Source organism: Pseudomonas sp. NFPP12 (assembly GCF_900103205.1).
Taxonomy (GTDB): Bacteria; Pseudomonadota; Gammaproteobacteria; order Pseudomonadales; family Pseudomonadaceae; genus Aquipseudomonas; species Aquipseudomonas protegens.
Genome location: NZ_FMWW01000001.1, coordinates 1144389 through 1159052, shown reverse-complemented (window position 1 = coordinate 1159052; position 14664 = coordinate 1144389). Strand labels below are relative to the sequence as shown.

Annotated in this window: 9 protein-coding genes; 8 read left to right on the top strand and 1 reads right to left on the bottom strand. The window is 65.0% G+C overall.

Features of this window, described 5'->3' with window-relative positions; genetic code table 11:
• Positions 1-38: 38 nt before the first annotated feature.
• The 8 genes from BLS75_RS04900 (at position 39) to BLS75_RS04865 (ending at position 13976) form a co-directional block, all read left to right on the top strand.
• On the top strand, positions 39-722 hold the full coding sequence (locus BLS75_RS04900; RefSeq protein ID WP_072450485.1) for a type 1 glutamine amidotransferase domain-containing protein: 684 nt from the start codon (positions 39-41) through the stop codon (positions 720-722).
• A 228-nt stretch (positions 723-950) separates the two neighbouring features.
• Positions 951-1451: a thiol peroxidase gene (gene tpx / locus BLS75_RS04895; protein ID WP_011061148.1), complete on the top strand. Its 501-nt coding sequence runs from the start codon at positions 951-953 to the stop codon at positions 1449-1451.
• A 177-nt stretch (positions 1452-1628) separates the two neighbouring features.
• Positions 1629-2948, top strand: a complete 1320-nt coding sequence (locus BLS75_RS04890; protein ID WP_072450483.1) for an MdtA/MuxA family multidrug efflux RND transporter periplasmic adaptor subunit — start codon at positions 1629-1631, stop codon at positions 2946-2948.
• Positions 2945-6043, top strand: a complete 3099-nt coding sequence (locus BLS75_RS04885) for an MdtB/MuxB family multidrug efflux RND transporter permease subunit (RefSeq protein WP_072450481.1) — start codon at positions 2945-2947, stop codon at positions 6041-6043. The genes BLS75_RS04890 and BLS75_RS04885 overlap by 4 nt, the downstream gene beginning before the upstream one ends.
• Positions 6044-6080: 37 nt before the next feature.
• Positions 6081-9188: an efflux RND transporter permease subunit gene (locus BLS75_RS04880; RefSeq protein ID WP_015635503.1), complete on the top strand. Its 3108-nt coding sequence runs from the start codon at positions 6081-6083 to the stop codon at positions 9186-9188.
• Complete coding sequence (locus BLS75_RS04875; RefSeq protein WP_019095227.1) at positions 9185-10678, top strand: efflux transporter outer membrane subunit; 1494 nt, start codon at positions 9185-9187, stop codon at positions 10676-10678. The genes BLS75_RS04880 and BLS75_RS04875 overlap by 4 nt, the downstream gene beginning before the upstream one ends.
• Positions 10679-10945: 267 nt before the next feature.
• On the top strand, positions 10946-13021 hold the full coding sequence (locus BLS75_RS04870) for a putative bifunctional diguanylate cyclase/phosphodiesterase (protein ID WP_011061153.1): 2076 nt from the start codon (positions 10946-10948) through the stop codon (positions 13019-13021).
• Between the two features lie 208 nt (positions 13022-13229).
• On the top strand, positions 13230-13976 hold the full coding sequence (locus BLS75_RS04865) for an SDR family oxidoreductase (protein ID WP_015635506.1): 747 nt from the start codon (positions 13230-13232) through the stop codon (positions 13974-13976).
• A 115-nt stretch (positions 13977-14091) separates the two neighbouring features.
• Here BLS75_RS04865 and BLS75_RS04860 read toward each other — a convergent pair whose 3' ends face one another.
• Positions 14092-14646, bottom strand: a complete 555-nt coding sequence (locus tag BLS75_RS04860; protein WP_072450479.1) for a hypothetical protein — start codon at positions 14644-14646, stop codon at positions 14092-14094.
• Positions 14647-14664: the final 18 nt, after the last annotated feature.

Here is a 14664-nt window from a genome sequence, read left to right as displayed (position 1 = left end):
GTGCCTTGCCCTGTTTTCCAATGCCAAGGAGCATGCCCATGAGCAAGAAGATACTGGTGGTCCTGACCAGCGTGGCCAAATACCCCAACCTGGCCCGCGCCACTGGCCTGTGGCTGGGTGAGGCGGTGCATTTCGTGAAGAAGGTCGAGGCGGCGGGCTTCGAGGTGGACTACGTCAGCCCCAAGGGGGGCTACGTACCCATCGACCCCCATAGCCTGGCCATGGCAGACGACACTGACTGGCAGTGGTACCAGGACAGCGCCTTCATGAGCCGCCTGGGCTCGACCCTCAAGCCTTCCCAGGTCAGGGCCGGGGACTATGTGGCGATCTATTACGCCGGTGGCCACGGCGTGGTCTGGGATTTTCCCGATAACCAGGAACTGCAGGCCCTGAGCCGGGAGATCTATGAGCAGGGGGGCTATGTCAGCTCGGTGTGCCATGGCGCGGTGGGCTTGCTCAACATCAAGCTGGGCGACGGTAGGCTGCTGATCGCCGGCAAGCAGGTCACCGGTTTCTCCAATGAAGAGGAGAAACTCGCCGAACTGGACCAGTACGTGCCCTACCTGACGGAAACCGAACTGGTCAAGCGCGGTGCCCTTTACCAGAAGGCCGCTGCACCCTGGGCGCCGTTCGCGGTGGAGGATCAGCGGGTGATCACCGGGCAGAACCCGGCGTCCGGCGGCCCGGTGGCCGATCTGCTCCTGGCGCACCTCAACAAATAACCGTAGGAGCCGGCTTGCCGGCGAAGGCGGCCTTGAGGCTGGCGCAAGGTTTGAAAGCGCCTTCGCTGGCAAGCCAGCTCCTACAACCGGTAATGCCGGTGTCGGGGCGGGTTGTTGGACAATTTCCCCCATAGGGCATAGGTGCCCGGGCCGTTTCATGCTTAACTTCGGCCTCTCAGGAATTTCTCATTGCTGTTCCATCATCACTGTTCAATAAGGACTCCGTTCATGGCTCAAGTCACTCTCAAAGGCAACCCGGTGCAGGTTAATGGCCAACTGCCGCAAGTCGGTTCCAAAGCCCCAGCGTTCACCCTGGTGGGCGCAGGCCTGGCCGATGTTTCCCTGAGCAGCCTCGCCGGCAAGCGCAAGGTGCTGAACATCTTCCCAAGCGTCGACACCCCGACCTGCGCCACCTCGGTGCGCAAGTTCAACGCCCAGGCCAACGAGCTGGCCAACACCGTGGTGCTGTGCATCTCTGCCGACCTGCCATTCGCCCAGGCACGCTTCTGCGGCGCCGAAGGCCTGGAAAACGTGCAGAACCTGTCGACCCTGCGTGGCCGCGAGTTCATCGAGAACTACGGCGTGGCCATCGCCGACGGCCCGCTGGCCGGCCTGACTGCCCGCGCCGTGGTGGTGCTGGATGAAAACGACAAGGTGCTGCACAGCGAGCTGGTCAAGGAAATCGCCGAAGAGCCGAACTACGACGCGGCCCTGGCCGTGCTCAAGTAACAGGTTTTACAATTATTCACGGCCTGGCTCTGTCCAGGCCGTTTTTATTTGTGCTTCAGTGGCTTAGCACCGCTCCTTGAAACGTCAGTCAAAGGTAAATTGCCGGTAAAGGCGCTTTGCTAAAACGGTTCCAGTGCTTATCTTTCAGCCTTCTCAAAGAAGCCTCCCACGCGCCCAATGGTTGATCACTCCATGCAATCCTCTGTCTCCCGCAACTCCCGTCGCTGGCTGTTCGGCCTGTTCGTCCTGCTGCTGGTCGCTGGCCTGTGCTGGAAATTCTGGCCGGCCAGTACCCACCAGGAGGCCGCCGGGCAGAAAGCCGCGGCCGGGCATACCGGGCGCAGCGGCAGCATGCGCCCCGGTTTCGGCGGCGCCAGCGGGCCGATCCCGGTGCGGGTGTCACCGGTGACCCAGGGGGATTTCGCGGTGTACTACAAGGCCCTGGGCACGGTGACGGCACTGAACACCATCAACGTGCGCAGCCGGGTGGCGGGGGAACTGGTCAAGGTCAACTTCGAGGAAGGGCAGATGGTCAAGGCCGGCGACCTGCTGGCACAGATCGATCCGCGTCCGTACCAGAACGCCTTGCTCCAGGCCGAAGGCACCTTGCTGCAGAACCAGGCCCAGTTGAAGAACGCCCAGGTCGACCTTGAGCGTTACCGCGGCCTGTACGCCCAGGACAGCATCGCCAAACAGACCCTGGATACCGCCGCGGCGCTGGTGGGGCAGTACCAGGGTACGGTCAAGACCAACCAGGCGGCGGTCAACGACGCCAAGCTCAACCTGGAATTCACCAACATCCGCGCGCCGATCGCCGGCCGCCTGGGCCTGCGCCAGCTGGACGTGGGCAACCTGGTGGCGGCCAACGACACCACCGCGCTGGTGATCATCACCCAGACCCAGCCCATCAGCGTGGCCTTCACCCTGCCGGAAAACAGCCTGGAAACCGTGCTCGCCCGCTACCACAGCGGCGCCAGGCTGGCGGTGGAAGCCTGGGACCGCGGTGACGTGAAGCTGCAGGCCACAGGCGTGCTGCAGAGCCTGGACAACCAGATCGACACCACCACCGGCACCCTGAAGTTCAAGGCGCGTTTCGATAACCGCGACCAGGGCCTGTTCCCCAACCAGTTCGTCAATGTGCGGCTGCTGGCCGATACCCTGAAGAACGTGGTGCTGGCGCCCTCGGCGGCGATCCAGTTCGGCACCAACGGCACCTTCGTCTACGCCCTGGATGGCGACAACAAGGTGAAGATCCGCCAGCTCAAGGTGGGCGCCAGCAACGGCGACTCGACGGTGATCCAGGACGGCCTCAAGGCCGGTGACCGGGTGGTGATGGAAGGCACCGACCGCCTCAAGGACGGCAGCGAGGTGGAAGTGGTCAACGACAGCATCGAGGTGCCCACCACCCCCACCGAACACCTGCAGGGCCAGCCCGCCGGGGCACCGGCCGCAGACGGCAAGCCGGTTGATGGCAAGGCGCAAAAGGTCGGCGCATGAATTTCTCGCGGCTGTTCATCCTCCGTCCGGTAGCCACCACCCTGAGCATGCTGGCCATTGTCCTGGCCGGCCTGATCGCCTATCGCCTGCTGCCGGTGTCGGCCTTGCCCCAGGTGGACTACCCGACCATCCGGGTCATGACCCTGTACCCCGGGGCCAGCCCGGACGTGATGACCAGCGCGGTCACCGCGCCCCTGGAACGCCAGTTCGGGCAGATGCCCGGCCTGACCCAGATGGCCTCCACTAGTTCCGGCGGGGCCTCGGTGCTGACCCTGCGCTTCAGCCTCGACATCAATATGGACGTGGCCGAGCAGCAGGTGCAGGCGGCGATCAACGCTGCCACCAACCTGTTGCCCAAGGACCTGCCGGCGCCGCCGGTGTACAACAAGGTCAACCCGGCGGACACCCCGGTGCTGACCCTGGCCATTACCTCCAAGACCATGCTGCTGCCCAAGCTCAACGACCTGGTGGATACGCGCATGGCGCAGAAGATCGCCCAGATCAGCGGCGTGGGCATGGTCAGCATTGCCGGCGGCCAGCGCCAGGCGGTGCGGATCAAGGTCAACCCCGAGGCCCTGGCGGCCAACGGCCTGAACCTGGCGGACGTGCGCGCCCTGATTGGCGCCTCCAACGTCAACCAGCCCAAGGGCAATTTCGACGGCCCGACCCGGGTCTCGATGCTCGACGCCAACGACCAGTTGACCTCGCCCAAGGACTACGCCGAGCTGATCCTGGCCTACAACAATGGCGCGCCGCTGCGCCTGAAGGATGTGGCCGAGATCGTCGATGGCGCGGAGAACGAGCGCCTGGCGGCCTGGGCCAACGAGAACCAGGCGGTGCTGCTCAATATCCAGCGCCAGCCCGGGGCCAACGTGATCGAGGTGGTGGACCGGATCAAGGCGCTGCTGCCGAGCATCACCGACAACCTGCCGGCAGGCCTGGACGTCACCGTGCTCACCGACCGTACCCAGACCATCCGCGCTTCGGTCAAGGATGTGCAGCACGAGCTGTTGATCGCCATCGCGCTGGTGGTGATGGTGACCTTCCTGTTCCTGCGCCGGGCCAGTGCCACCATCATTCCTTCGATTGCCGTGCCGCTGTCGCTGATCGGCACCTTCGGGGTGATGTACCTGGCCGGCTTCTCGGTGAACAACCTGACCCTGATGGCCTTGACCATCGCCACCGGCTTCGTGGTGGACGATGCCATCGTCATGCTGGAGAACATCTCGCGCTTCATCGAGGAGGGCGACAGCCCGATGCAGGCGGCGCTCAAGGGCGCCAGGCAGATCGGCTTCACCCTGATCTCCCTGACCCTGTCGCTGATCGCGGTGCTGATCCCGCTGCTGTTCATGGCCGACGTGGTGGGCCGGCTCTTCCGCGAGTTCGCCATCACCCTGGCGGTGGCGATCCTGATTTCCCTGGTGGTGTCCCTGACCCTGACCCCGATGATGTGCGCGCGGCTGCTCAAGCGTGAGCCCAAGCCTGAAGAGCAGGGGCGCTTCTACCGCGCCAGCGGGGCCTGGATCGACTGGCTGATCGAAAGCTACGGGCGCAAGTTGCAGTGGGTACTCAAGCACCAGTTCCTGACCCTGATGGTGGCCATCGGCACGCTGGGCCTGACCGTGTTCCTTTATATGGTGGTGCCCAAGGGCTTCTTCCCGGTGCAGGACACCGGGGTCATCCAGGGTATTTCCGAGGCGCCGCAGTCGGTGTCCTTCGCCGCCATGAGCCAGCGCCAGCAGGATCTGGCCAAGATCATCCTGCAGGATCCGGCCGTGGAAAGCCTGTCGTCCTACATCGGGGTGGACGGCGACAACGCCACCCTCAACAGCGGCCGCCTGCTGATCAACCTCAAGCCCCACAGCGAGCGCGACCTGAGCGCAGCCCAGGTGATCGCGCGGATCCAGCCCGAGGTGGACAAGCTGCTGGGCATCCGCCTGTTCATGCAGCCGGTACAGGACCTGACCATCGAGGACCGGGTCAGCCGCACCCAGTACCAGTTCAGCCTGTCGTCGCCGGATGCCGAGCTGCTGAGCCTGTGGAGCAATCGCCTGGTGCAGGCCCTGGCCCAGCGTCCGGAGCTTACCGACGTGGCCAGCGACCTGCAGGACAAGGGCCTGCAGGTGTTCATGGTGATCGACCGTGACGCCGCGTCCCGGGTCGGGGTTTCGGTGTCGAACATCACCGACGCCCTGTACGACGCCTTCGGCCAGCGCCAGATCTCCACCATCTACACCCAGGCCAGCCAGTACCGGGTGGTGCTCCAGGCCCAGGCCGGTGAGCGCATCGGGCCCCAGGCCCTGGAGCAGATCCACGTCAAGACCACCGACGGCGGCCAAGTGCGGCTGTCGAGCCTGGCCCATGTCGAGGAGCGCCAGGCGCAACTGGCCATCGCCCATATCGGCCAGTTCCCGGCGGTAATGATGTCCTTCAACCTGGCTCCGGGCGTGGCCCTGGGCAAGGCGGTGGACGTGATCGAGCAGGTGCAGCAGGAAATCGGCATGCCGGTGGGCGTGCAGACCCGCTTCCAGGGCGCGGCGGAAGCCTTCCAGGCCTCGCTGTCGAGCACCTTGCTGCTGATCCTGGCGGCGGTGGTGACCATGTACATCGTGCTCGGCGTGCTCTACGAGAGTTACATCCACCCGATCACCATCCTCTCCACCTTGCCCTCGGCGGCGGTGGGGGCCTTGCTGGCGCTGATCCTCAGCGGCAACGACCTGGGCATGATCGCCATCATCGGCATCATCCTGCTGATCGGCATCGTCAAGAAGAACGCGATCATGATGATCGACTTCGCCCTCGACGCCGAACGCCACCAGGGCATGGCCCCGGAACAGGCTATCTACCAGGCGGCGCTGCTGCGTTTCCGGCCGATCCTGATGACCACCCTGGCGGCGCTGTTCGGCGCCGTGCCACTGATGCTGGCCACCGGTTCCGGCGCCGAGCTGCGCCAGCCCCTGGGCCTGGTGATGGTCGGCGGCCTGCTGGTGAGCCAGGTGCTGACCCTGTTCACCACGCCGGTGATCTACCTGTACTTCGACCGCCTGGGCCGGCGCTTCGGCAAGCGTGAAGACGCCCAAGAGGTGGAGGCATGAAGGGCCGCAGCCTGCCTCAAGCCTGGAGCGTGTCGGCATGAACCTCTCCGGCCCCTTCATCAAGCGCCCGGTGGCGACCATGCTGTTGTCGCTGGCGATCATGCTGCTGGGCGGCGTCAGCTTCGGCCTGCTGCCGGTGGCGCCGCTGCCGCAGATGGACTTCCCGGTGATCGTGGTCCAGGCCAGCCTGCCAGGGGCCAGCCCCGAGGTCATGGCCTCCACCGTGGCCACGCCCCTGGAGCGTTCCTTCGGCGCCATCGCCGGGGTCAACACCATGAGCAGCCGTTCCAGCCAGGGCTCGACCCGGGTGATCCTGCAGTTCGACCTGGACCGCGACATCAACGGCGCGGCACGGGAGGTGCAGGCAGCCATCAACGCCTCGCGCAACCTGCTGCCCAGCGGCATGCGCAGCATGCCTACCTACAAGAAGGTCAACCCGTCCCAGGCGCCGATCATGGTGCTGTCGCTGACTTCCGATGTGCTGGAGAAAGGCCAGCTCTACGACCTGGCCTCGACCATCCTGTCCCAGAGCCTGTCCCAGGTGCAGGGCGTGGGCGAAGTGCAGGTCGGTGGCAGCTCCTTGCCGGCGGTGCGCATCGAACTGGAGCCGCAACTGCTCAACCAGTACGGCGTGGCCCTGGACGACGTGCGCAATGCCATCGCCAATGCCAACCAGCGCCGGCCCAAGGGCTCGGTGGAGGATGACCAGCGGCTGTGGCAGATCCAGGCCAACGACCAGTTGGAAAAGGCCCGTGACTACGAGCCGCTGATCATCCACTACAACAACGGCGCGGCCCTGCGCCTGAAGGACGTGGCCAAGGTCAGCGACGGCGTCGAGGACCGCTACAACAGCGGCTTCTTCAACGACGACGCGGCGGTGCTGCTGGTGATCAACCGCCAGGCCGGGGCCAACATCATCGAGACGGTGAACGAGATCAAGGCTCAGTTGCCGGCGTTGCAGGCGGTGCTGCCGGCCAGCGTCAAGCTCAACCTGGCCATGGACCGCTCACCGGTGATCAAGGCCACCCTGCACGAGGCCGAGATGACCCTGCTGATCGCCGTGGCCCTGGTGATCCTGGTGGTGTACCTGTTCCTCGGCAATTTCCGCGCCTCGCTGATCCCGACCCTGGCGGTACCGGTATCCCTGGTGGGTACTTTTGCCATCATGTACCTCTACGGTTTTTCCCTGAACAACCTGTCGCTGATGGCGCTGATCCTTGCCACCGGGCTGGTGGTGGACGATGCCATCGTGGTGCTGGAGAACATCTCCCGGCACATCGACGAAGGCATCGCGCCGATGAAAGCGGCGTACCTGGGGGCCAAGGAGGTGGGCTTCACCCTGCTGTCGATGAACGTGTCGCTGGTGGCGGTGTTTCTCTCGATCCTGTTCATGGGCGGGATCATCGAGAGCCTGTTCCGCGAATTCTCCATCACCCTGGCCGCGGCCATCGTGGTATCGCTGGTGGTGTCCCTGACCCTGACCCCGATGCTCTGCGCGCGCTGGCTCAAGCCCCACACCCCGGGCCAGGAGAACCGCCTGCAACGCTGGAGCCGGCGCAGCAACGACTGGATGATGGGCAAGTACGCCACCAGCCTGGACTGGGTGCTGCGGCACAGGCGCCTGACCCTGCTCAGCCTGCTGCTGACCATTGGCGTCAACGTGGCCCTGTACGTGGTGGTGCCCAAGACCTTCATGCCCCAGCAGGACACCGGCCAGTTGATCGGTTTTGTCCGCGGCGACGACGGCCTGTCCTTCAGCGTGATGCAGCCGAAGATGGAAATATTCCGCCGCGCCGTGCTCAAGGATGCGGCAGTGGAGAGCGTGGCCGGCTTCATCGGTGGCAACAACGGCACCAACAACGCCTTCATGCTGGTACGCCTGAAGCCGATCAAGGAACGCAATATCTCTGCGCAGAAGGTCATCGAGCGCCTGCGCAAGGAAATGCCCAAGGTGCCCGGCGCGCAACTGATGCTGATGGCCGACCAGGACCTGCAGTTCGGCGGCGGCCGCGAGCAGACCACCTCGCAGTATTCCTACATCCTGCAAAGCGGTGACCTGGGCGAGTTGCGCCAGTGGTACCCGAAAGTGGTGACGGCGCTGCGCGCCTTGCCTGAGCTGACCGCCATCGACGCCCGGGAAGGCCACGGTGCCCAGCAAGTGACCCTGATGGTGGACCGCGACCAGGCCAAGCGCCTGGGGGTGGACATGGACATGGTCACCGCGGTGCTCAACAACGCCTACAGCCAGCGGCAGATCTCCACCATCTACGACAGCCTCAACCAGTACCAGGTGGTGATGGAGGTCAACCCGAAATACGCCCAGGACCCGATTACCCTGAATCAAGTGCAGGTGATCACCGCCGACGGCGCGCGGATTCCGCTGTCGGCCATCGCCCACTATGAAAACAGCCTGGAAGACGACCGGGTCAGCCATGAAGGGCAGTTCGCCTCGGAAAGCATTTCCTTCGACATGGCCGAGGGCGTGACGGTGGAGCAGGGTACCGCCGCCATCGAACGGGCGATCGCCAAGCTGGGCATGCCCGAAGACGTGATCGTCAAGATGGCCGGCACCGCCGATGCCTTCGCCGCCACCCAGAAGAGCCAGCCGTTCATGATCCTCGGCGCGCTGCTGGCGGTGTACCTGGTGCTCGGGGTGCTCTATGAAAGCTACATCCACCCGCTGACCATCCTCTCCACCTTGCCCTCGGCCGGGGTTGGCGCCTTGCTCTCGATCTATGTGCTGGGCGGTGAGTTCAGCCTGATCTCGCTGCTGGGGCTGTTCCTGTTGATCGGGGTGGTGAAGAAGAACGCGATCCTGATGATCGACCTGGCGCTGCAACTGGAGCGGCACCAGGGCCTGGACCCGTTGCAGTCGATCCGCAGCGCCTGCCTGCAACGCCTGCGGCCGATCCTGATGACCACCCTGGCGGCGATCCTTGGTGCGCTGCCCTTGCTGCTGGGCGGCGCCGAAGGTTCGGAAATGCGCCAGCCCCTGGGCCTGACCATCATTGGCGGCCTGGTCTTCAGCCAGGTCCTGACCCTCTACACCACCCCGGTGGTCTACCTCTATCTCGATCGCCTGCGCCACAAGTTCAACCACTGGCGTGGGGTCCGTACCGATGCTGCTCTGGAAACGCCGCTATGACCGACCAATCGTCCCGTCCCGTTACTCTGCTGTCCGCCCAGCGCCTGGCCATGGCCCGTGGCTCGCGGGCCTTGAGCCTGGGCCTGTGCGTGCTGCTGCTCAGCGCCTGCGCCATCGGTCCCGACTACCAGCGCCCGCAGGTGGCCGAGCCGGTGCACTACAAGGAAGCCGAAGGCTGGCGCCAGGCCAACCCCAGCGACGCCCTGGCCCGTGGCGCCTGGTGGGAGCTGTACGGCGATGCCCAGCTCAATGGCCTGATCGACAAGCTCAACAGTTCCAACCAGAGCGTGGCCCAGGCCGAGGCGCAGTTCCGTCAGGCCCGGGCCCTGGTGCGCAGCTCCCGGGGTTCGTTCTTTCCCAGTGTCGACCTGAGCGCCGGCAAGACCCGCGCCAGCCAGGGCACCGGCAGCAGCAGTTCGGCCCTGAGCAGTTCCAGCAGCGGTATTCGCGACACCTACAACACCCAGTTGGGGGTGAGCTGGGAAGCGGACGTGTGGGGCAAGTTGCGCCGTGACCTGGAAGCCAACGAGGCCAGCGCCGAGGCAAGCTTCGCCGACCTGGCGGCCATGCGCCTGAGCCAGCAGTCCGAGCTGGCGCAGAACTACCTGCAACTGCGGGTGATCGATGAGCAGAAGCGCCTGCTGGAGGCCACGGTGGCGGCCTATCAGCGCTCCCTGACCATGACCCAGAACCAGTACCAGGCCGGGGTCTCCGGCAAGGACGCGGTGGCCCAGGCCCAGACCCAGCTCAAAAGCACCCAGGCCGACCTGATCGACCTGATCTGGCAGCGGGCGCAGTTCGAGAACGCCATCGCCGTGCTGATCGGCGTGCCGCCGGCAGAGTTCAACCTGGCCGAGAGCAAGACCATCCCCGTGCTGCCCCAGGTGCCGTTGGGCGTGCCGTCGCAACTGCTGGAGCGGCGTCCGGACATCGCCTCGGCGGAGCGTTCGGTGATTGCCGCCAACGCCAAGATCGGCGTGGCCAAGGCCGCCTATTACCCGGACCTGACCCTGAGCCTGGCCGGCGGCTACAGCAGCAGCACCTACGCCGACTGGATCAGCCTGCCAAACCGCTTCTGGTCGGTAGGGCCGAAACTGGCCATGACCCTGTTCGACGGCGGCCAGCGTTCGGCGGAAGTGGACCGCACCGAGGCGGTGTACGACCAGACCGTGGCCAAGTACCGGCAGACCGTGCTCGACGGTTTCCGCGAGGTGGAGAACTACATGGTCCAGCTCAAGGTCATGGAGGACGAGGCGGGGGTGCGCCAGCAGGCCCTGGATTCGGCCCGCGAGGCCCTGCGCCTGACCGAGAACCAGTACAAGGCCGGGCTGATCGCCTACCTGGATGTGGTCACCAGCCAGACCACTGCCCTGAGCAACGAGCGTAGCGTGCTCAGCCTGTTGCAGAGCCGGCTGATCGCCAGCGTGCAGTTGATCGCCGCCATGGGCGGTGGCTGGGATGGCCAGCTGCAGGCCAGCGAGCAGAAATAGGCCCTTGAAGGCCTTGCAGCAGGGTGGCTGCAAGGCCTGCTCGACAGCCGCAGGCAGGGCGTATCCGGAGCCGTTTGCAACTGCTCGCGACTTCCCGCAAAGCCCATGCCCACAGGGCTTGTAGGGGTATGAGACAGCCGAAAACGGCGTTCTGTCCGACTAATGGCTTTTTGCTAACTTTGTAGATGCGTTCTTCCACGCAATCAGTACAATCTGCGGTTTTGCCCGCCGCGCAGGGATGTCGGCACAACGGCCAAGAGACGCCTCATGCTCATCGGTAGCTACTCCTCCGCACTGGTCCTGATTTCCATTTTCGTGGCGATCCTCGCTTCCTATACTGCCCTCGACCTGACCGGGCGCATTGCCACCACCACCGGCCGTGCCGCTTATCTATGGATGATGGGCGGAGCCCTGGCCATGGGCGTCGGTGTGTGGTCCATGCACTTTATCGGCATGCTGGCCTTCAGCCTGCCCATCGACCTGGGCTACGACATCCAGCTCACCGCCTTGTCGCTGCTGATCTCGATCCTGTCCTGCGGCTTTGCCCTGTGGCTGGTGAGCCAGCCGCGGCTGCCGCTGTGGCAGTTGCTGTTCGGCGCGCTGATCATGGGCTCGGGCATCAGTGGCATGCACTACACCGGCATGGCGGCCATGCGCATGCAGCCGGGCATCGACTACGACCCGAGCCTGTTCGGCGCCTCGCTGCTGATTGCCTTCGGCGCGTCGCTGGCGGCGCTGTGGATTGCCTTTCGCCTGCGCCAGAACACCCCCTACGTACGTCTGGCCCGGACCGGCGCGGCGATTGTCATGGGCTTTGCCATCGTCGGCATGCATTACACCGGCATGGCCGCGGCGCGTTTCGCCGATGGCAGTTTCTGCGGCGCCCTGGGCAACGGCCTGAGCGGCAAGGGCCTGGACAACCTGGTGCTGATCACCACCCTGGCGGTGCTGATCATCGCCTTGCTGACCTCGGTGCTGGATGCGCGGCTGGAGGCCCGCACCGCGGTGCTGGCGCAATCGTTGACCGAAGCCAACAAGGAACTGACCCAACTGGCGTTGCACGACACCCTGACCGGGCTGCCGAACCGCATTCTGCTGGCTGATCGCATTGACCAGGCGATGCACCGGGTCACTGCCCATGGTGGCTGTTTTGCGCTGATGTTCATCGATCTGGACGGTTTCAAGCCGGTCAACGATGCCTTTGGCCACCACATGGGCGACCAGTTGCTGCGCGAAGTGGCCCAGCGCCTGCGCGAGGATTTGCGCAGCGAAGACACCCTGGCGCGGATCGGCGGCGATGAGTTCGTGCTGCTGGTGCAACTGGCCGAGCCGGACGATGCCCTGCGCCTGGCGGCACGCCAGGTGGGGCTGGTATCGCGCTCGTTCCGGGTGGCCGAGCACGACTTGCAGATTTCCGCCAGCATCGGCATTGCGGTGTACCCGGGCAATGGCCTGAGTGCCCAGGAACTGCTGATGAACGCCGATGCGGCGATGTACCACGCCAAGGGCACCGGCAAGAATGGCTACAGCTTTTTCGATGCCTCGATGAACAGCAATGCCCGGCGCCAGCTGCAATTGCTGCAGGATCTGCGCAATGCCCTGGAGCATCATCAGTTCCGCCTGCACTACCAACCCAAGTTCGACGCTGCCAATGGCCTGCCGGTGGGGGCCGAGGCGCTGCTGCGCTGGGAGCATCCCCAGCATGGCCTGTTGCTGCCGGACAAGTTCATCGAACTGGCGGAGAAGACCGGGCTGATCATTGCCATCGGCGAGTGGGTGCTCAACGAGGCCTGCCGGCAGATGCGCGAGTGGTACGTCCAGGGCTACACCGACTGGCGCATCGCGGTGAACCTATCGGCCTTGCAGTTCTGCCATGCCGGGCTGGTCAGGAGCGTGGCCAATGCCCTGGAACGCTACCACCTGCCGGCCAACAACCTGACCCTGGAAATCACCGAAACCACGGCGATGAGCGACGCCGATGTCAGCATGCTTGTCCTGCAACAGCTGGCGGACATGGGGGTGGACCTGTCCATCGACGATTTCGGCACCGGCTATTCCAGCCTGATGTACCTCAAGCGCCTGCCGGCCAACGAGCTGAAGATCGACCGCGGCTTCGTCCGCGACCTGGAGCACGACAGCGACGATGCCGCCATCGTCTCGGCCATTGTCGCCCTGGGCCAGGCACTGGGCCTGCGGATCGTCGCCGAGGGCGTGGAAACCGGGGTGCAGCAGACCTTCCTCACCCAACTGGGCTGTGATTCCCTGCAAGGCTATTTCCTTGGCCATCCGCTGCCGCCCGAAGGTTTCATGCAGGGCATCCACCGGGGCGAAGAAAAAGCCTGAGCCTGGCGCCTTGCCGGCTGCGGTCGCGATCTGGCGGCAGTTCGCAGGGATATGGCCGCCGCCGTGGCCCCAGCCGGTTTGCGCCGTCGGTGCGCGGGGCTACCGTGCGCTTCTACTGGCTTGATGTGGCACATTTGCGCAGTTTTCATCGCCGCCCGCGCGGTGTTTAATGGCTCGCGTTGAAATGTTCAGTGAGGGAGTCGGCAGCATGGATAAAGTCATCGTCATCACCGGTGGCGGACGGGGTATAGGCGCCGCCACGGCAGTGTTGGCCGCGCAGCAGGGATTCAAGGTGTGCATCAACTACCAGGCCGACGAGCAGTCCGCCCTGCAGGTGCTCGAACAGGTTCGCGCCCTGGGCGTGCAGGCCATCGCGGTGCGCGCCGACGTCAGTATCGAGGATGAAGTGATCGGTCTGTTCCAGCGGGTCGACAGCGAACTGGGGCGGGTCACGGCCCTGGTCAACAATGCCGGGACCGTGGGCCACAAGTCGCGGCTGGATGAAATGTCCGAATTTCGCATCCAGAAGATCATGAAGACCAATGTCATGGGGCCGATCCTCTGCGCCAAGCACGCGGTGCTGCGCATGTCGCCGCGCCATGGCGGGCAGGGCGGCAGCATCGTCAACGTCTCCTCTGTGGCGGCGCGCCTGGGTTCGCCGGGGGAATACGTCGACTACGCCGCCTCCAAGGGCGCCCTGGACACCTTCACCATCGGCCTGTCCAAGGAAGTGGCGGGCGAGGGCATCCGCGTCAACGCGGTGCGCCCGGGCTATATCTACACCGACTTTCATGCCCTGAGCGGCGATGCCGACCGGGTCAGCAAGCTGGAATCGGCAATCCCCATGGGTCGTGGTGGGCGTCCTGATGAAGTGGCCGAGGCGATTGTCTGGCTGCTGTCGGACAAGGCCTCCTACGCCACCGGCACCTTCGTCGACCTGGGCGGCGGCCGCTGAGCCCCCGCAAGTCCGCGGCCTATCCCGTAGGAGCCGGCTTGCCGGCGAAGGGGCCCTTGAGTCTTGCGCCGCGCTTGCGAACGCCTTCGCTGGCAAGCCAGCTCCTGCGGTTTCCTCAACGGGCGCGGCGGCGGCCGGGGCCGATCAGCAGGGCCAGCAACAGCCCCAGTACGCTGATGCCAAAGCTCATCAACTGTGGCATCAGGAACCCCTGGGTTTCCCCCGGGCGGTTGCAGCTGTAGCCATATCCATCGCCTTGTTCATGGGCCCAGACGCCCGGTGTGGCGCTCACGTCCACGGGCGCCGAAGGTGCGGGTTCCTCATTGGAGATCCCCAGGTTCGAATGGCTCGCGCTGCGCCTTTCCAGCTGTTCGATGGCCTGCAACTGGGCGTCGTTGCAGCGGTTCTGCGCCCAATTGCCGACCACCACCAGGACGGACAGCAGAAGCAGCAGCGGCACCGGGTAATAACGCCGGGTCCGCAGCAGGGGCGCCACCACCAGCCCGGCCAGGAAACCCGCCAGCAGCAGATTGACCCAGAACCACGGGCCGCCTTCCCAGCTCGGTGGTATCAACTGCACCAGCAGCGGGGGCAGCACAACGCGGGCGAACAGCAGGCACAGGGCGGCTGCGAGCAGGGTGATCAGCAGGGTCTTGATCCAGGATTTCATGGGCAATGCATAACCTTT

Excerpts from the sequence above, each read along its gene's own strand:
- BLS75_RS04900 (WP_072450485.1), top strand. The coding sequence starts at position 39 with ATGAGCAAGAAGATACTGGTGGTCCTGACCAGCGTGGCCAAATACCCC.
- BLS75_RS04875 (WP_019095227.1), top strand. The coding sequence starts at position 9,185 with ATGACCGACCAATCGTCCCGTCCCGTTACTCTGCTGTCCGCCCAGCGC.
- BLS75_RS04890 (WP_072450483.1), top strand. The coding sequence starts at position 1,629 with ATGGTTGATCACTCCATGCAATCCTCTGTCTCCCGCAACTCCCGTCGC.
- BLS75_RS04885 (WP_072450481.1), top strand. The coding sequence starts at position 2,945 with ATGAATTTCTCGCGGCTGTTCATCCTCCGTCCGGTAGCCACCACCCTG.
- BLS75_RS04870 (WP_011061153.1), top strand. The coding sequence starts at position 10,946 with ATGCTCATCGGTAGCTACTCCTCCGCACTGGTCCTGATTTCCATTTTC.
- tpx (WP_011061148.1), top strand. The coding sequence starts at position 951 with ATGGCTCAAGTCACTCTCAAAGGCAACCCGGTGCAGGTTAATGGCCAA.
- BLS75_RS04865 (WP_015635506.1), top strand. The coding sequence starts at position 13,230 with ATGGATAAAGTCATCGTCATCACCGGTGGCGGACGGGGTATAGGCGCC.
- BLS75_RS04880 (WP_015635503.1), top strand. The coding sequence starts at position 6,081 with ATGAACCTCTCCGGCCCCTTCATCAAGCGCCCGGTGGCGACCATGCTG.
- BLS75_RS04860 (WP_072450479.1), bottom strand. The coding sequence starts at position 14,646 with ATGAAATCCTGGATCAAGACCCTGCTGATCACCCTGCTCGCAGCCGCC.